General features: G+C 53.8%; 18 protein-coding genes. 3 read left to right on the top strand and 15 right to left on the bottom strand.

The features are described 5' to 3' along the window. The 3 genes from VFA09_02395 to VFA09_02385 form a co-directional block, all read left to right on the top strand. A partial coding sequence (locus VFA09_02395) for a DUF4951 domain-containing protein (protein HZU66103.1) occupies positions 1–487 on the top strand: 487 nt, incomplete at its 5' end. Positions 488–493: 6 nt separating this feature from the next. Next, positions 494–775, top strand: a complete 282-nt coding sequence (locus tag VFA09_02390) for a hypothetical protein (protein ID HZU66102.1) — start codon at positions 494–496, stop codon at positions 773–775. A gap of 372 nt (positions 776–1,147) precedes the next feature. Then, positions 1,148–2,251: a PQQ-binding-like beta-propeller repeat protein gene (locus VFA09_02385; GenBank protein ID HZU66101.1), complete on the top strand. Its 1,104-nt coding sequence runs from the start codon at positions 1,148–1,150 to the stop codon at positions 2,249–2,251. A 5-nt stretch (positions 2,252–2,256) separates the two neighbouring features. Here the strand turns inward: VFA09_02385 and VFA09_02380 are convergent, their stop codons facing one another. The 15 genes from VFA09_02380 to VFA09_02310 all read right to left on the bottom strand — a co-directional run bounded on the left by VFA09_02380 (position 2,257) and on the right by VFA09_02310 (position 17,752). Then, a complete protein-coding gene (locus VFA09_02380; GenBank protein HZU66100.1) occupies positions 2,257–4,209 on the bottom strand; it encodes a PrsW family glutamic-type intramembrane protease in 1,953 nt (650 codons plus the stop codon). Between the two features lie 146 nt (positions 4,210–4,355). Further along, positions 4,356–4,712, bottom strand: a complete 357-nt coding sequence (locus tag VFA09_02375) for a hypothetical protein (GenBank protein ID HZU66099.1) — start codon at positions 4,710–4,712, stop codon at positions 4,356–4,358. A gap of 133 nt (positions 4,713–4,845) precedes the next feature. Then, positions 4,846–5,172: a type II toxin-antitoxin system RelE/ParE family toxin gene (locus tag VFA09_02370; protein ID HZU66098.1), complete on the bottom strand. Its 327-nt coding sequence runs from the start codon at positions 5,170–5,172 to the stop codon at positions 4,846–4,848. After that, positions 5,169–5,465 carry a type II toxin-antitoxin system Phd/YefM family antitoxin gene (locus VFA09_02365; protein ID HZU66097.1) on the bottom strand — a complete coding sequence of 99 codons (297 nt, stop codon included), beginning with the start codon at positions 5,463–5,465 and terminating at the stop codon, positions 5,169–5,171. The genes VFA09_02370 and VFA09_02365 overlap by 4 nt, the downstream gene beginning before the upstream one ends. Positions 5,466–5,550: 85 nt before the next feature. Then, on the bottom strand, positions 5,551–6,117 hold the full coding sequence (locus VFA09_02360; GenBank protein ID HZU66096.1) for an ATP-binding protein: 567 nt from the start codon (positions 6,115–6,117) through the stop codon (positions 5,551–5,553). A gap of 7 nt (positions 6,118–6,124) precedes the next feature. Continuing rightward, positions 6,125–6,943, bottom strand: a complete 819-nt coding sequence (locus VFA09_02355; protein HZU66095.1) for a hypothetical protein — start codon at positions 6,941–6,943, stop codon at positions 6,125–6,127. A 76-nt stretch (positions 6,944–7,019) separates the two neighbouring features. Further along, the gene (locus VFA09_02350; protein ID HZU66094.1) at positions 7,020–8,429 is read right to left on the bottom strand and encodes an MFS transporter; all 1,410 of its coding nucleotides are present in this window, start codon (positions 8,427–8,429) and stop codon (positions 7,020–7,022) included. Positions 8,430–8,744: 315 nt separating this feature from the next. Beyond that, positions 8,745–8,969, bottom strand: a complete 225-nt coding sequence (locus tag VFA09_02345; protein HZU66093.1) for a DUF951 domain-containing protein — start codon at positions 8,967–8,969, stop codon at positions 8,745–8,747. Then, entirely contained in the window at positions 8,950–9,648 is a 699-nt protein-coding gene (gene nadD / locus VFA09_02340; protein HZU66092.1) for a nicotinate-nucleotide adenylyltransferase, read from the bottom strand. The genes VFA09_02345 and nadD overlap by 20 nt, the downstream gene beginning before the upstream one ends. 112 nt (positions 9,649–9,760) lie before the next feature. After that, positions 9,761–10,825, bottom strand: coding sequence for a mechanosensitive ion channel domain-containing protein (locus tag VFA09_02335; protein HZU66091.1), 1,065 nt, complete (start codon positions 10,823–10,825; stop codon positions 9,761–9,763). A 68-nt stretch (positions 10,826–10,893) separates the two neighbouring features. Next, positions 10,894–11,916 carry a tRNA glutamyl-Q(34) synthetase GluQRS gene (gene gluQRS, locus VFA09_02330; protein HZU66090.1) on the bottom strand — a complete coding sequence of 341 codons (1,023 nt, stop codon included), beginning with the start codon at positions 11,914–11,916 and terminating at the stop codon, positions 10,894–10,896. Further along, positions 11,904–12,554, bottom strand: coding sequence for a Maf family protein (locus tag VFA09_02325; GenBank protein HZU66089.1), 651 nt, complete (start codon positions 12,552–12,554; stop codon positions 11,904–11,906). The genes gluQRS and VFA09_02325 overlap by 13 nt, the downstream gene beginning before the upstream one ends. 2 nt (positions 12,555–12,556) lie before the next feature. After that, on the bottom strand, positions 12,557–13,831 hold the full coding sequence (locus VFA09_02320; GenBank protein HZU66088.1) for a class I SAM-dependent RNA methyltransferase: 1,275 nt from the start codon (positions 13,829–13,831) through the stop codon (positions 12,557–12,559). Beyond that, complete coding sequence (locus VFA09_02315) at positions 13,828–15,480, bottom strand: tetratricopeptide repeat protein (protein HZU66087.1); 1,653 nt, start codon at positions 15,478–15,480, stop codon at positions 13,828–13,830. The genes VFA09_02320 and VFA09_02315 overlap by 4 nt, the downstream gene beginning before the upstream one ends. A gap of 34 nt (positions 15,481–15,514) precedes the next feature. Beyond that, positions 15,515–17,752: a tetratricopeptide repeat protein gene (locus VFA09_02310; GenBank protein HZU66086.1), complete on the bottom strand. Its 2,238-nt coding sequence runs from the start codon at positions 17,750–17,752 to the stop codon at positions 15,515–15,517. Between the last annotated feature and the right edge of the window lie 10 nt (positions 17,753–17,762).

The following is a 17,762-nucleotide window of genomic DNA, read 5'->3' as shown; positions in this document are numbered from 1 at the left end:
GGAGCGTGGCTTCTTGCCAGTGGGGCAGATCAAGCTGGGCATGCACGTCTTGCGGGCCAATGGCACCTATGGGGTCGTGACGGGGTGGAAGAGTGTGCCGGGGGTCAGGGTGATGTATAATCTGGAGGTGGCCCAGGATCACACCTTCACGGTGGGGATGGGGCAGTGGGTGGTCCATAATACTTGTGGAGGTAATGATCCTTCATCTCCTGGCGGACAGCCAAATCCGCCTGAACATCCAGCAGGCATGACTCGGAATCAGTTTGGCAAGGATGTTATGAAGTGGGGTACTGGGAATGATGCGGCCAGGGCGAGAATTGGGCAAATAACAGAAGATGAAATGCGACAAGCTGGAGTTACACCAGAGATGGCACAAGATTGGGCCGATTTCTATCGCGAAGTAATGCAGGCCAATCCTTCAAACCCGAGTGCTGCTGGTCGAGCTGACCTGATGCAATGGGTCGCTGACCTCCTGAGAGGAAAGTGAGAGCGTATGCAAGAGTACGAAGTTTCAGTGACGGTTTCCAACTCACGAGAGAGAACAATTACGTTCGTACTGGAGCCATGGGGAGAAATCTATGCCATGGGACCCCATACAAATTTTACACTGCTCTTACACAGTCCCATGCAAGGAGTTGTCGAGATCGATGATTCGGAGACAAGCATTACCGTCTATGCCTGGGAGGGCTGCACCGCTTCTCTTTTCCACAACGGCAAAGAAGTGAATGTTGGGGTGAGACCGCGGGTTCCTAAAACGCCGAAATACAGAACCTGACAGAGATAAACGTATGGATCAGCAACAGAGGCATCTGAATTGATCAACCTTGATATTGGATTTGTTCGTAGGGATTGATGGCTCACTCAAATGAAGTGAATGGCTATGAACTACCAGGGCATTTCCCAGGAGAGTATACACCATGAGAGAGAGAAGGAGTTTCAGTAAGTAGATAAGATTGCCTCCACCATTTAGTATCCCCACCGTTACTCAGCAATAGCAAAACAAGTTTCAAGCAAGTAGAGGATGAATCACTTCCGATTTCCGGCTAACTCATATCCGCGACCTGTTTCTGGCAATATCTTTCGCGCCATTCACGCATAACAATATATTTTCGGAATAGTAGAAGAGGAGGACAACAAGAGCTATGCATTGCAGGCGAATACCGGTGCAGTTCGATGGCATTATCAGACCACGGTAACGAACCTCTCACTAACGGAAAGTAATCGGATTATCTATGCCGCCGGTTCGAACCTGACTTCAGGTTCAGGTATCGTTTACGCGCTGAAGGCAAGTGATGGCTCTGTACTCTGGCATACGGATACCGAAAGTGCCGGTCTTGCTGAGCCTGTTGTGAGTAATGGGATCGTGTATGTTGTAAGTACGCTGACCGGTTCCATTTACACACTAGGAGCAAATAATGGTTCCAAGATGTGGAAGTTGGATATCAACAACGCGAAAGTAGGAGTGCCCAACTTGCAGGTTGTTAATGATACACTCTATGCAGCTGGCATTGATGATCACGTCGTCTACGCCTTGAGCGCCACTCAAGGGACACCGCGATGGATGTACTATGCGAGCCAGCCTGTTTTGACTTCATTGCATGTATATGGCGATAGTGTGTATGTGGTCGGATCGAGCGTCGATGGCTCTGAGAGTACGCTCTACGCTTTGAACGCGATTACCGGCCGTATACGCTGGCGCTATTCTCCAGGTAAGAATAGGCTGTCCGCACCGACTTTTGTCGATGGAAATCTCTACATGAGTGCTTCCAATGGAAGCATTTACTCTTTGCGAGCCAGTGATGGGTCTGTCGCCTGGCATACCAGTATTGGAAGTTCAGGAATCATTGGAGCGCCTGTCGTTGACGGAGATAATCTATATATAGCGAACGCTGACACCGGAACCGTCTACGCGCTGGCAGGTCGCGATGGAACACAGACCTGGCATGCTTCCAGCGGAGAAATCGATCCATACGTAGCCACAGTAGCAAACAATACAGTGTATATAGTAGCTCTGGCGTCCGGTAAAATCGAGGCATTACAGGCAAGCGACGGCTCTAAGCGCTGGCAGGCCGATGTCAGTGGTGGCAGTATCGGGAGCCAGGCGTCCTCACCCCTGGTTGCCGGTGGAATGGTCTATGTAGAGGACAATGGCGCTGTCTATGCTCTGCAGGACAGCAACGGCGCGCAACGTTGGCACTATACGACCAACGCCTCCAACCCTGGGATCAATTTTCCAATGATTGTGGGTTAGCACCTTCAGGCGGGCGGCATCTCTAACACGCATCCTGCCGCCCGGATTTCATTCCTCAAATTGCGGATGCGGCGGCGATAGGCATCTTCCGGTTGGATATAGCCCAGCTTGGGTTTATCGCCCATGTGGACATGCCACTTGCGGAAAGCCAGCCCTATTTCCGTTTGGTAGAGGGCCTTCACGCGCATCCATTGCCGCATGCCACACTTCCACATCACGCGGCGCTCCTCTTTTGTGCGATTGAAAGAGTTCTGGAGCAGGGCATATTCGCCTACAGTTACTACGCCATCGCTCACTTCAGAGGCCAGAAACTCACGGATAATCGCCGCCTCATGCGCCAGCGACTTGATCAAGATGTAGAGTAGCCCCAGCTGCGCCAGGAAGGGGGGGATGTAATTGCCGATGATGGCGATCAGCGCATAGGTCACGACCGTGCTATCATATGGCGCGGAGCGAATGGCAGCGCTGGCCTGAAAATCCACAAAATCGAAAAAGCTGTGCAACCCCACAGCTACCAGAAAGCCAAGCAGTGGGATCAATATCTGCTTCCAGCGCACTCTCGTATGGCGGACATAGCCAAGCGCGGCACCGAAGCAGGCAATAAAGGTTGAATGTCCCAGCCAGCCAAGGATAATCCTTCCGACTATAAGAAATACCAGGAAGTTTTTCGAGTTGAGGGCAAAATAGCTGAAGTTTTCGACCATGGCAAAACCCGCGCCAATTAACGCCCCATAGACGATGCCATCGGTGACATTGTCAAATTCGTCGCGCAGGATGATGAAGAGCAGTAGCAGGCCTAATCCTTTGATCGTCTCCTCTGTTACTCCGACATTCAATTCCTGCAAGGCTGTATGCAGCACCTCGCTTGAACTCACCTGATTGAGGAGATTTTGTAGCAGCGGGTCCACCTTCTGTTCAATGAAAAAGGCCGGGGGAATGGCAATAATGGCTCCCCATAAGAACGCGGCCAGTCGCAGGAACCAGGGTTCGCGTTCGTAACGGTCCATGAAGTTGACCAGCAAGAAGATACCGATTGCCGGTATGATTGGAATGGTGAGCGCGGCTATGATGCTTGCCACCCCATTTTGTTCGAGGGCTGACAGGCCGATCACACTATTGAGTATGACGGTGATCATGGCACTGGTGAGGAGAATTGCCAGGCCGATTCCGGCGATCAGCCAGCGTGTTCGTATGCCCATACGCTGCGGTAAGGCAAATTGCATGGTAATGCCGGCTCCCAATATACTCTCGGCCTCCTCATCTTCCCACACCTGTTGTTCGGCCTGAGCATCAGATCGTTCGGGCACGGTCGAGAGATTGGGCGGTGTAAAAGCCCTGGCGTGATTTTCGTCAAGGCTCCTGGCTCGATCTCGCGTGTCGAAAGGCGCAGGGTCCTGTCTCCAGGCGGTTGCCGGCTCCTGTTGCAAAGGCATCGACGATGTAAGGAGCGGTCGTTCCTTTTCGAGGGTCATGCTGCCGGACGGCGCCGGGTACGATAGCTGTGGCCGGGGCAGTATATCAGTTTTACTGTCCAGGTAGGAATCCGCACCGGCGCCAGAAACCGCGAGCCGGGATGTAGAGGGAGCGATCAACTGGAGCATCGTGTTGCCCAGGACGATAATATCCTGTGTCTGCACGCGCAGGCTACGGCCTCCCGGAACCGGTCTCCCATTGACACGCACCACGTTCTGCTCTGTCAGATTGACAATATGCCAGCCGGATTGGTCGAGTATTAATCTCGCATGTTCGCGCGAGACGGTCGGGTCCATCAAGATCACGTCGTTGTGTAATGCACGCCCAATAGCGGTAGTGCGGCGCGTAAGTACATGGACCAGCCCCTCTTCCGGCAACCAGCCCGTGGGATGTTTCGCCTGGGAATGCTGGGCATCCGGCATCCCGCTAGAAGAGCGAGCAGACATCACACGCACGACGCGTAGCACACCATAGTTCTGATTCATGCAGCATTCCTGGCACTCAAAAATTGACCGCGCTGTGTCCGCATCACTTCCCTGAAATACGGATCAGGCCACAAATGTCAGCCTTTCTCATATCTAGTAATATACCAGTTTGTTTTGTTCACTGCTAGTGCCATAACCAGAAAGGATTAGTTTTGCATTTCTTGCGTCGTAATTGCTGCATCCAGGGCTAACTCTCCATGATATTCCTCTACCAGGCGTGCCACCTGCTCCCAATGCATCATAATTGAAGCATAACGCTCCCAATAATCCGGGCCTTCCTCCTCAACCTGCCGCCAATTTGTATACGCTTCGTAATTAGTAAACCTCGTGGTTAAAATATAACGCCCGTCAAATGCATCTCCCAGGCGTACCAGCGAAACATGTTTCACTCCCGGTATCCAGCGCTGCATCTCCAGCAGGCCCGACGCGGCCAACGCCTCCAGCTCTCCGGCAGTACTTCCTGGTTTGAGTTGCCAGATGCGAATTGAACAGTAATCAGGCATATATACTCCTAACTTTTGTCTCATTTCAATGCTGAACGCATAACATATATTGCGTTCAGTAAAAGGATAATTTGTAGCATAAAAAAGCAAGGACCTACTCTCCAAGTCCTTGCTCGAAGACTTTGATGCCTGATTAATCTATTTCATCTAGCAACCCCAACCGCTCAAGTTTTTTTGCAAGTGCATATACATCGGCCTTATCCCCTTCTTTGCGCATGCCCACAGTTACTACCAATACCACAACCTGCTCTGCCTCTAACTTATACAAGATTCGATAACGCTGGCCCACAGCTCGTATACTCCGGTAACCTGTAAGCTCATCCTTCAAGGGTTTGCCTTGCTTTTCTGGATCATTTTCCAATGCGTCTATGCGTCTACCAATGCTCTCTCTCACACGTATATCTTTGATCGCTTCTAGCTGCCTTAGAGCAGGTTGTGTCAATTTAATGCGCCATTTCACGATAATCCTAACTCCCGCTTAGCATCTTCCCAATCCACGGTCTCTCCCCCTTGCAGCGCCCTGACACTTTCGCGAAATGCCGCCATTAGTTCTTCGTCCTGCAAGATTTCGAGGGTCTCAATCAACGAATCAATTGTTTCAAGTAACGACTTGTACGTTTTGAATGGGAGAATTGCCATGACAGGCTTGCCATAGCGAGTTACCGTCACAGCTTCTAATTCTTCTTCAAACTGATCCGGTATACGTGTAAGTTCTTTTTGAGCCTCCGAAATGGATAATGTCTGCTCCTTCACGAGCTACCTCCTTTATGTAAGAAAACTCTATACAGGTTATATAACAACTTAAGTAATTTGTCAATAAAAGCCTTGCTGTTTAAAGTCACAAACCCATAATTTGCAACCGTACCCTCTTCACCAGCCCCTCATAATCCACGGTCGCGAAATCCGTCGTATCAAGCTCGATCACCGTACCGCCGAGGTTCATCACTTCGTCCCTGCCGCGCAACAGCACCGGTTTGAACTCTTCGAGATTCGCGGTTTCTACGTGTCCGGGGTGGCGCTCGCTTGAGGCGGCCCGATCTTTGAAGCGCTGGAAAAGTACTTCACCGCTGGCTACACAGTGTATTTGCAAGGGTTCAAAATCGTACTTTGCCTTCAGGTTCAGAAATCTTTCCGTGTCAAAGTCGGCGTGGAAGTTGCTCTCCACGATGCATGAGCGACCGGCGCTTAGCTGCGTCTCGAGAAAATAGAAGAGCAGGGCATAGGTGGCCATCCCTAATTTCTTTGACCACGCGCGATCGCTCCAGCCGAGCTTGTCGAAGAGAAGCTCTTTAATGCCATCTTTGTGGATGAATGGAAGACTCAGCTCTTTCGCCAGGCGTTTCCCCAGCGTTGTTTTGCCGGTGCCGGGCGGTCCCGAAATAATGATAAGTGGTGTTTCAGGCATGTTTAAATCATCGACGCACTAATTGTAACAGTAATTCGGCAATCAGCAGGAAAAGCAGGTCTAATACGAGCAGCACACCCAACGCCAGGTCGATATGCAGCGCTATTGCCGAGACCTGCTGGAGAAGTGCATTGTTAAAGACAAGATATTTCAGTAGATAGAGGAACGCCACCGCCGCAAGTAGCAGACTTGCCAGGCCCATCAGGAACCAGCGCGCTCCTCGCCAATCCTGGTGGCTGGGCCAGAATTCAGACGTGACGGTCAGGATGAGATAAGGGGCGAAGACCAGCGTCCACCATGGCCAGCCGGGGCGAAGCAATTGGAAGTGCTGGATACTCAGGTCCCAGAGGCTATAGCCCGTCGCCACCCAGTAGAGCAGGAGCAGCATTCCGATGCCGCCAAACAGGGGTGCAATCGCGCTCATGCCATCGCCAACGTAGCTCATGAAGCGCCCGGACGGTCGAATATATTGTACTTCGCCCAGTTGCAACGATTGCCGCCTGCCGCTTTTGACTACGCGACCACCAGGCCCTCTTTGTTGCTGCGGTTGAATGTGAAAGAACGAGATGCTGGTGATGCGAAAACCAAAAGGGCGGAAAAGCAAAACGACAAGCGCGTGACTCAGTTCGTGAACGATGACCCCTGGCGCGTTCAACCAGAACCAGAACAGCAGGCCGCGCTCGCCACGCAGCCGGTAGCCTATTTCATCAATACGCCGTCGTAAAGCTTTGCGCGTGAAGCGCAATAGAATAAAGCAAACGAAGACGCCGGCAATGATGAACCATGGCTCATATATTTTCAACTGCGCTGCTGAAGTCGGATCCATCTCTCTTCTCTCACTGTAGGAACAGCGGCCTGTCCCTGTCCTCATGGGGTCACAGAACAGGCACCAGGCGCTGTCCCTACAGTCGAATCTTGTCAGGTTCGCGCTGCTCCCCTGGCACCTCTATCATCTCATCTTCTTTTCTGGAACGACGCGGTTTATGCTCGTAGTACCGGCCCCAGAGTCCGAAGCCGGCAATCAACGCGCTTATAAGATAAATTACTTTGGCGAGTCCGAACAGGTCGGCAATTGCTCCGATAAACAGGATTACAGGAATTGAACAGGCATTGTAAAACATCAACTGCAAGGCAAGGACGCGGCCCTTGATCCAATCAGGAGTCAGTTCCTGGATGGCAGTTTGCGCCGGTACGTTGATGAGATCGATAGCAAAGCCGGCGGTGAACATGACAAGCGCCACAAATATGAGCAGAAGAGGATTGGTGTTCCAGCCGTGGGGTTCTAAGAACCGCGCGACAAAGGTAGAGAACGGCAAAAAGAGAATGTCCACAGCCAGGATGATTGTGCCGGTGAAGACCGCGCGCGTTTTACCCAATCGACGCGTAATTTCAGGCATCAAGACTGAACCGACTACGAGACCGATCCCGGCAGGCGCAAAAATAAATGCCATGGCGCTGGGCGGCAGTTCGAACAATTTGGTGACTAGCGGTGTGGCAAGCTCACCAATGACGAGCAACAATACACCGGCAAACGACAACTGGATCACCGCCAGGAAAAGCAGGTGGTTTCTCCGAATGAAGTGCCATCCCTGCTTCGTTTCGCTCCATACATTGCCGATCACGCTTAACGAACGCGTACCCAGATTTTCTTTATCCTCAACACGAGCCGGCGCGAAAAGCCCGGACGGAATGAGCGCAACCAGTAGCGCGCAAACGCCGTAGAGTACTCCCATGATTGCGTAGAGCGTCACTACCGGACCAATGGCGATGCCGAGCAGCGTAAAGGTCGGCAAAAAGCTCAAGACGAGGGGAGCTAGCAGGATGAAACCAAGGGCCTGCGCAAGCATGAAAGTGATGTTGAAAAGGGATAGCGCGGGCAAAAGCTCTTCCTCGTTGACGAGCATCGGAATAGTGGAACCTTCAGCGGGCGTGAAGAACTGGCCAATGCCCGATATCAGGAAAGTCAGCAGGTAGATAGTAACGAGTTCGTGACGGTTGAGTAGCAATGAGACGACGAATCCAAACGTGGCAATGGCACGCAGGCAATTGCTGCTCCAGAGCACGCGGCGTTTATTCAGGTGATCAACGAATACGCCCGCCGGAGCGCCAAAAAGGACGGCAGGCAGGCTGAAGCTGATGATAGCCAGACCGACCAGCGTGGTTGAGCCGGTAATTTCCTCAATCAGGACGAGTATCGCATAGTTGGACGCGTTGAGGACCGTCATGGAGATGAGCTGCGCCATCCAAAGCAGCACAAAATTCCTCTTCCTGAGGAGAGTGCGAAACCCGCTTTGTGGCGCGGCCACAGCCATAACATATGCTCCTTACCAGGGCGACCAGCAGGTGCCAGATAATGGAGTTGAACAAAATAGTGTTGCAAAAGGCCGATAAATCGGCGGTGCCCACGATAAATCGGGGCCTACGGCTTCGCCGTGGCCATGGAATGCATATCCTACCGCTTCACCGCGGCAATTGAATACATCCCCCACGACGAAGCCATGGCATGGAATGCATTCCCCTCGGCGAAGCCGTAGGGGCCGATTGATCGCGCCCAGCGCCGATTTATCGGCCCCTCGGGGATTACCACAGTATTTTGTTCAAGTCTATTATCGTGCTCTAGTACGTCCTTACATATCGCCGTCGATTAGTGTACCGGCATCGGCGGCGCGAGAAAGAATCTGCTTTGTACGCCGCTCAACCTCGGCGCGAGGCAACAAGACACGACGACCGCACTTCTCACAGCGCAGGCCAATATCGGCCCCCAGCCGCACTACTTGCCAATCGTAGCTTCCGCAGGGATGCGGCTTACGCAAACGCAGCCGATCCCCTACGTTAAGTTGCATCGGTGCCATGCGCTCTCTCCGTGTGCGGGTGACCGTCGTGATCATCCTGGCGATTTAGCTCTCTGTTCTTACAATACAATCCATGCTGCATGATGTACTGTTCGACAGCTTCCGGCACTTGATACTTGATGGGACGGCCATCCGCAACACGCTGTCGCAACTCTGTGGCCGAGATTTCCAACTGCGGCGCCGGTAAGGTAATTAAACGCTGTTTTATTCCCGGTAAACGCTCTTCTAACCGGTTGATGTAATCCTCGCCATCTTTGTAGCCAGGCCGGTGAACCGCAACCAGATAATCCAACTGCTCAAGTATACCTGCCGGGTCGTACCAATGCAACAAATCCTCCAGGCTATCCCAACCGATCACGAAATAGATGGCCGTTTGCTCTCCCCATTGCTCGCGCAGCAGCCGCAGTGTCTCAACTGTATACGACGGCCCCGGACGGTCCAGGTCAACCCTGGAGATGGTGAAATGCGGGTTCGACGCAATGGCCAGCTCCAGCATCGCCAGGCGCTGCTCTGGCGGCGTTATCCCGCGATCCGGCTTATGCGGCGGCTGACCGGCAGGCACGAATACCATTTCAGCAAGATGCAGTGTCGCAAACACTTCCTCGGCTATGACAAGATGACCAAAGTGGATCGGATCAAAGGTTCCGCCGACGACACCGATACGCCGCTCCTTTGTCATTGGCCAGATCTCTTTCCTGTTGTTGGAATCTCTACCCTGATAAGGATTGGTTTACCTGTATACTGCAACGTTTAACCCCTTCGAAAAGAAACAACCGGTACTAAGGAGACCCCTATACATCCCCGGCCGATTCACGCACAACGAGATCGGCATTCGGCAAGGCATCGCGCAGGCGACATATTACCTCGGTCACCGTCGTAAGCTGCCCGCTTGCGATCCAGAAACGCACCGTGAGCGACACAACCTTTCCTGTGTAGCCACTCGCCGAGCCTGTATAGCCGCTCACCATGCCGGTCATACTGCTCACAGTCACGCGCGGCTCCGGTTTGGCCATGACGTCAGCGATTTCCTTGAGCGTCTTCAAAATCAATGCCGGCGTCTCGTCCTGCACGAACTCTTCCTGTGCGAGCGTCACACTGATCGTGGCTCGCCTTTCATCGTAGAATGTGTTATTGATAACGACGCCACCAAAGACCAGTGAATTGGGGATCGTCACCTCTTCTCCGCTCACTATACGCAATTTGGTTGCTCGTAGTTGCACATCTTCGACTCTGCCTGTGTAATTGGCCGTGCTGATCTGGTCGCCGATGCGGAAAGGGTGTTCGATGAGGATGTAAAAGCCGGCCACCAGGTCTTTGACGATATCCTGGATGGCTATCGAAATGGCAACCGTAATGATACCAACGACGGTAACGGGCACGGTTAACGCGGGCTCCCATAGTGAGAGGATCCAGAAAAAGGCCAGAATCAGTACGAGAATGGCGCTGATGCGGCCCAACAGGATGCGCATATTAATATCGAGGCGGCTCTCGGCAAGCCTGCGCACGATGATGCGCATGAACGTGCGGGCAAGTCCAAGGGCCAGCAGGACGATCAGTAGCGTCCAGAAGAGATTGAGGGCGAAGTTCTTGATATCTTGCGAGGTAGCTCCGGGGAAGACCTTCTGCAAGACGTTGGTGAGTTGATTGATATCCCAGGTGATAATGATGGGCGAGGCGAGAGCGGCTACGAGCAGCAACGGCAGGATAACCAGCGCACCCAGCGTCTGGATGAGCCAGTCATCCAGCTCGCTATCTTTGAGCCTGTGTACAACGGCGCGGCGCAGCAGCAAGCCAATGCCCAGGGCAACAACTATGGTTAAAACGGTCAGGCCAATACGGGCCACGATATTCAGCATGTAGTAATTCTCAAGCTTCTGTATGAAAGGAGCGGGATGCTCTTGAACCCTGAGATTCTTCGCTGCGCTCAGAATGACACGCCCCAAGGCATGTCATTCTGAGCGCAGCGAAGAATCTCAGGACTTTTGAACTGCATTAACTTCGAGCGCATTATATCATATCCTTTTTCCTTATAGCGATTCAACAGTTCAGCCGCGCTGATCTGCTCGCCCTCCTCTAGCAGCCCACACGAGGCGGCGAGCGCTCCCACGACCTGCGCCGGTGATGCGCCTGCCGCGCGTAACGGCTCCAGACCGGCGCTCTGCTCACGCTTAGACAGGCGCTTGCCCTGTTCGTCAAGCACAAGTGGGACATGGGCGAAGGTTGGCACAGGAAACCCCAGCGCTTCATATAGAAGAATCTGGCGAGCCGTCGACGCCAGTAGATCGGCTCCCCGCAGCACCTGGTTGATACCCATCAGAGCATCGTCCACCACGACGGCAAATTGATAGGCGAAGATGCCGTCGGAGCGGCAGATAATGAAATCTCCCACGGCCTGTTGTACATGTTGTTCTACCTGACCCGCCAGCAGATCAGCAAAGGAGACGATGCGTTCATCATCGACTCGAAAACGCAGCGAGGGACGGCGATTATTCGCTTCATACTGGCTTCGTTGTTGCGGGGTCAGATTCCGGCAGGCGCCGGGATAGCGCGGGCCTTCTTCGCCATGTGGCGCGCTGGCGATGCGGGCAATCTCCGCCCGCGTGCAATAGCATTGATAAACCAGGCCGCGATCAATTAGACGTTGCAGGTAGAAGGCGTAGATATCTTGCCGCTCGCTCTGTATATATGGCGCATAAGGGCCGCCGGTATCCGGCCCTTCGTCCCAGTCCAATCCCAGCCAGCGCAGGTCGTCAAGCATACGCTGCGTTGCGCCCGGTCGCACACGAGGGCGATCCAGGTCCTCTATGCGCATCACAAATTGGCCACCGGCGCAGCGAGCAAAAAGCCAGGCCAGCAGGGCAGTGCGCAGGTTGCCCAGGTGTAGATCACCCGTCGGGCTGGGCGCGTATCGACCGCGTATGCGTTCGAATTTCGTTAGAAGCGGCATTTTTCAGACCAGGGACAACCCGCCGCCGGTGGCAGCGGCACAACAGGATAGACGTTGAATTCGGCGAGCAGGTCGACCAGCACGCAGAGCGGCAATCCAACGACGTTCAAATAACAGCCATTAATGCTGCCGGTGGGCGAAAATGATGGGTGTTGGATGCCATACGCGCCGGCTTTGTCCATGGGGTCGCCGGTGGCAATATAAGCGGCAATTTCGACTTCGCTGTACGCGCGCATGCGTACCGGTGTGATGCAACTGGCGCTACGCATGGCAAAGCTGCCGTTCATGGTCCCGCTAACGGCGACACCGGTAACGACATGGTGCTGGCGATTGCGCAAGGTGAGCAGCAATTCGCGGGCATGGGCGACATCGCGCGGCTTGCCAAGAATTGTGTCGTTAAGCAGGACGGTCGTATCGGCGGTAATTACGAGCCGCCCCTCGGCTTCTGGCAATGTGAGCGCGGCAGAAGCCTTATGCTTGGCCAGCCATTCCGCCAGGCCCTCGAGCGGCCCTCGATAGCGTGCCTGGGCTGCGTCTTCGTCCACGGGCGCAACGCCTGTGATAAAGGGCAGACCCAGCAGGCTCAGAATTTGCCTGCGCCGGGGTGAGGCAGAGGCGAGAAACAATGGTTCAATCATGTTTATAGACACTCCAGGACGGCTACACATTCAATATGCGCCGTCTGCGGAAACATATCCAACGGTTGCACCGAGCGCAAGCGGTACGCGGGATGCGTATGACAGAGGATGCCCAGATCACGAGCCAGGGTCGCCGGATCGCATGAGACGTAGACCATCCTGGCGACGGGATGCCGGATGAGCGCTTCTAATACAACCGGCTGGCAACCGGCGCGCGGTGGATCAATCACCAGTCCCTGAACCTGGGAAGCTAAGTCTGGCAGCAAATCCTCTACCTTGCCCTTGCGAATCTCCACGTTATGCACGTCGCGCAAGTTTTCCCTGGCATCCTTAATGGCGCTGGCCGATTCCTCTATCGCGATCACCTGATCAAAGTGCTTCGCCAGCAAAAGGGCAAATGTGCCGACGCCACAATAGGCATCGATGACGGTTATTGCATGGTCGATTAATCCATCCAGCACCATCTGTACCATCTTTTCCGCCTGCCGCGTGTTGGTCTGGAAAAATGAACTGGGGCGAATGCGAAATGTCTCGCCGGCCAGCACCTCCTCCATGGTCTCGGTGCGCACTTCGAGACCGGCTTCACGCAGGCGCTGCGCGATTTCTGGGGTCGGAGCGGGTTGCAAAAGCACTTGATTTGTCGCAGTCCCACAACGAATCAAGACCTGCGGGCGCGGATTGGGCTGCGTACACAATACTTCCAGGGCACGATTGATATACTGGTGCGCGATAGGACAGGCGCTGAGCGGCAAGACACGATGCGTACCGCGTGCGGTGAGCCCAGCCTGCCCCTGGCGATTGACGGAGAAACGCATATGATTGCGGTAATGCCAGGGATCGTCACAGGGCACAGGCTCCAGCACCGGCGGATCGTCAAAGCCCCCAATATCGCGCAGCAGATCGCATACAATAGAACGTTTCCACTCCAACTGAGCGCTATACCGCATGTGTTGCAGTTGGCAGCCTCCACAGGTGCCAAACACGGGACAGGGAGCGGAAACGCGCAAGGGAGAAGTTTCATGAATTTCGCTGATCCAGACGCGCGGTGGGCACGGCTTCCAGCGCCGTTTGCGTTTTCCTGCAGGCGGCGGGGCCAGCTCCTCTACAGCGATGGTGACACGCTCACCCGGCAGGCCGGCGGGTACTTGTAGCGTGCGCGTTCCCGGCGTAGATGATGCGATATCGTCATCGATGATTTCGGCCAGGGTATTGCCCTCGCGAGTCATTGCGCCGAGGGTGACGGTATGATAGCTGATGATGCGCTCTTCCTGTGTCATTTTTTCTTGCGTTTGCGGGCTTTCTTTCTAGAGAATTTTGTTGGGGGCTTAATGCCGCTTAGTGGGCGGGCAACCACAGAAGGTGCCCCTACGGGCGTGATTGTGCTTTCGGCGGGAGCTTGCTCGTCCGGTTTAACGGCGGGCAATTTTCTTGTTTTAAAGGCGTTGAGCATCATATCAATCATGAAGGCCATCTCGGATTGTGGATCAATTTTCTGCGCTTCCTCCAACAGCTTTTGCGCGCGCCGAAATTCGCCTTGCTCGGCCAGGGTCATGGCGAGATAATAACGACAGCCGGCAGAGTCAGGATTGGCACGTAATGCCTCTTCCCACAGCTCGCGAGACCGGTCCATCTCGTCGTTTGCTATGTAGATTGTGCTCAGGTCAACATAGAGGTTGATATCATCCGGTTTCAGTTCAATAGCATGCTTATAGTTCGCTTCCGCCTCATCAAATTGCTCCATCGCATTGAAGGCATCCCCAATATCCGCCCAGGCCCTGGAATTATCTGGATGAATTTCAGCGACCCGCCGGTAATGCTCAAGCGCCTGTTCATAGTCCTCGCGCATCATGGCAAGCTGACCCAATTCATGCTCGGCCATAGCCACTATGCCCTCGTCCTGGGCTAATGCCCTGGCCTGTTGCAGTTGCTCTTCCACTTCATCCAGGCGTTCATCGTCTTCCTGCAACAATTGGGCCAGAAACAAATGGCCCAAAGAGTCATCTTTCAAGGATATCGACTCGCGCAGATTAGCCTCCGCAAGTTCGCGCATACGGCCAATAAACTCTTCCTCATAATCGAAGATATCCAAATCACCTTGCAGGTACTGCATGTAGCGCATCTGCATGCCACTCAGCACTAATAAGGTGTCGCTGCGCCTCTCAGGAAAACGGTCCAACATGAGATCAAAGTAGACCAGGCAGCGTTCAATTTCATTTAGTGCCAGCGCGCGGGCGGCTGCAAGTTCATAGTGTCGCAGTTCTTGCGGCTCCTGCTCGATCAGCGCGTCTAAATAAGCGAGAACATGGCCGGTACGCGCGCGCGCTTCTTGCAGGGCCTCGATTTCAGCAGGATCATCCGAATCCTCTTCCAGGTCAGATAGAGTGTGCTGCTTTGAAAATTCCTCCATATATGGAATATGCTGTGAAATTCGTTCCTGCAATTCCGCACTTGACAGGTTTCGCGCCCCGGCTACCTCATCGATCATGCTCTGCACGCGCCAGTTGCCGCGCTCTTTTACCAGCGTATAGAGCGCCCAGAACCAGCGCCGCCCCGTTACCTGATTGATCGCGGTTGGCTGTGAGAGTTCGCAGATGGAAGCATTAAGCGGCGTATCATTTATACCCATTGACCAGCCAATCTCTATTTTCGCAAGATTGGCCTCATCCTCTTCGTTCGATGGGGTTGGAAGATCAGTATCGGTATACTCGGGTTTCAGTATTCGACCAAAATCCATCCTGTACCCTCTCGGATTGGCCTGTTCCTCCCAGGTTTTGTGCAGTTCTATCCATTCGTCTTTTGTAAGACCGCCGCGCAATCTGCTATCGCTTGCAAGCAAATCATAGGAGAGTGCATACGCTCCGACTGTCAGATTTTCGAGAAAGGTTATAAGAACTTCCTGCTTTTGCTCTTTTTTTCGTGCCATCATGAACCTACCAATCCTGTAGGGACAGCGGCTGTCCCTACCTTTTCTTCTTCTCATCAAGCACCTGGCGCATCGCCTGGACAATTGGCAGGTCGGGGTTTATGCGTTCCGCCTCTTCCAGGGTGATGCGGGCGCGCCGGTGCTGGCCCATCTCATCCAGGATTCCGGCCAGCAGGGCCTTCAGATGCGCGGATGAGGGGTTGGCCTGTATTCCCTGTTCCACGATGTGATAAGCATCGGAGAGGCGGCGCGTGTCCAGGTAGATAGAACCAAGCTCAGAATAGGGCCGTATATCATCAGGTTGCTGCGCAATGGCCCGCCTGAAGTAGGTTTCTGCCTCGGCATAGTTTTTCTGCAGGCGATAAACATGACCGATATTGAACCAGATACCAGCGTAATCAGGGTTAATTTCCGCGACCCGCTGCATATGAGCTGCTGCCTCGCTATAGCGCTCGAGTTCAATTTGACAGCTGGCGATATCAAATTCAAGTTGAGCTTCCTCGTCTCGATTTTGCACCAGGGGCCGGGCAAGCTCGAACTCGGCCAGCGCGTCTTCGTATTCATTTTGTTGCATATGCAGTTCGCCCAACAGCAAATGTCCCATCGAGCTATCTTCGACCTCGAGTGAGTCGCGCATCGTTTTTTCGGCTATAGTAAAGAACTCATCGGCGCGCTCATCCATGCCAAATTGCACAAACTGATCCGCGAGCGCTACCTGCAGCGCACCCAATCGCCTCAAATCTTCTCCATGCTTTGAGGTTGCGACAAAGCGGCGCACCAGTTCTCCGGCATAGACGAGCGCGCGCTCCACCATGCGTATACCCATAGCACGGCTTAAAGCATCTTCATAGATTGCCCGGTCAAATGGCAGCTTCACCAGCAGAGCATCATCAAGGTGCATTGTCACTACCATGCGCCAGACGATCTCTTCATAATATTGTCCAGCATTCGGGTCGGTCGGGGCATGCTCCTTCAGAATCGCCTGCATACGGTCCTCATGGTCTTTCACCTGCTGTTGCAAATCCGCAATCGGCAACCCCTGTGCCCTTGCTCCCTCGTCTGTCATACGAGAAATGCGCCATTGGTCATTTTCCTGGGTAAGGACATACGAAGTCCAGAACCAGTGCCGGTGCGTCTCTTTATAAACAGCTGTTCCCATAGGCATCTCCGGCAGCGTGCCGCTAAGAGGCGTATTCAACAGTTCAAGCGACCAGCCCATCTCGACCTCGCGCCGCGCCGATGCGCGGCTGCTAATGACCGAACCGGGCAACCAGAGCGATTGCTGGTTTTGCTCGCGCTCGCGTATAAATGACGGTGACATACGGGCAGGATGCGCTTCATTCGCCCATTTGCGGCGTAAATCCACCCATTCTTCGCGCGAACGTCCCTCAAGCAGGTCGCTCGTACTGGCCAGCAGATCATAGCACAATCCGTAATCACCTAACGACCACGCTCCTACGAAATTGCCCACAACATCATCAGGAAGCAGATCTGGCCGAATAAAGGTGCGGCCGCTATCCTCGCCCGCATTTTTCGCGTTCAGCACCAACTGCTGTACGGTCGGCAGGTAGTGACGGTAATCTTTGTGCTGTGTCGAGCCACGCCAGTTATTCACGTCGAGGGCGTCCAGGATCAGGCGGCGTCCTTCGGCCAGCGTGCATTCAACAACCTCAACCTCTCCATCTTCTGAGGTTGCGAACAGGTTTTTCATCTCCTGCACGCGCGATTCGATGCGCCGCCTGCTGCTATTTTCGTTAAAAAAGTCCTTGATGCCGTAGCGCCAGTAATCGAGCAAGAAGCCCATCATACGGGCCTGACTATATTCAAAACCCTGTTCCCAGCACAAAATGAGCTGTACCTGGCCCGTCTCACGTGAAAGCGTTGCATAGCCTCTCCAGAAGCGCGGTGGATGCTCAACCGGCCCGGGTGTTACCTCTTCCGGCGCGGGCGTCCAGCTGGGATAGACCTTCGCGCCCGCCAGTTGTATCAATGCCCGGCGCGACTCCTTGCGCACTGCCTTGTTCGTCGTCAATTCGTTGATTGCCAGCAAGACATCCGCCGCATCAGTATCGCCTTGCTTGACCAGGGCTTTAAGCAAAGCCATCTGAGTCGCCTCATCCGCGCTGCTTATTTCCGCCAGTGCATGTTCCGCCTGTTGCCTGCTGCTGCTATGATGCAATTCTTCCGCGATCTGGTGGCGAAGTTCAAGTAGTTGCTGTACCTGCGGGGTATCTCCTTGTGGAGCAAGAGCATCCGTATTCTTTTTTGATGCCATAACCTATCTA

It is taken from the genome of Ktedonobacteraceae bacterium (genome assembly GCA_035653615.1).
Classification (GTDB): domain Bacteria; phylum Chloroflexota; class Ktedonobacteria; order Ktedonobacterales; family Ktedonobacteraceae; genus DASRBN01.
The sequence above is the reverse complement of the archived record's forward strand: the minus strand, read 5'-3'. Positions and strand labels throughout refer to the sequence as shown.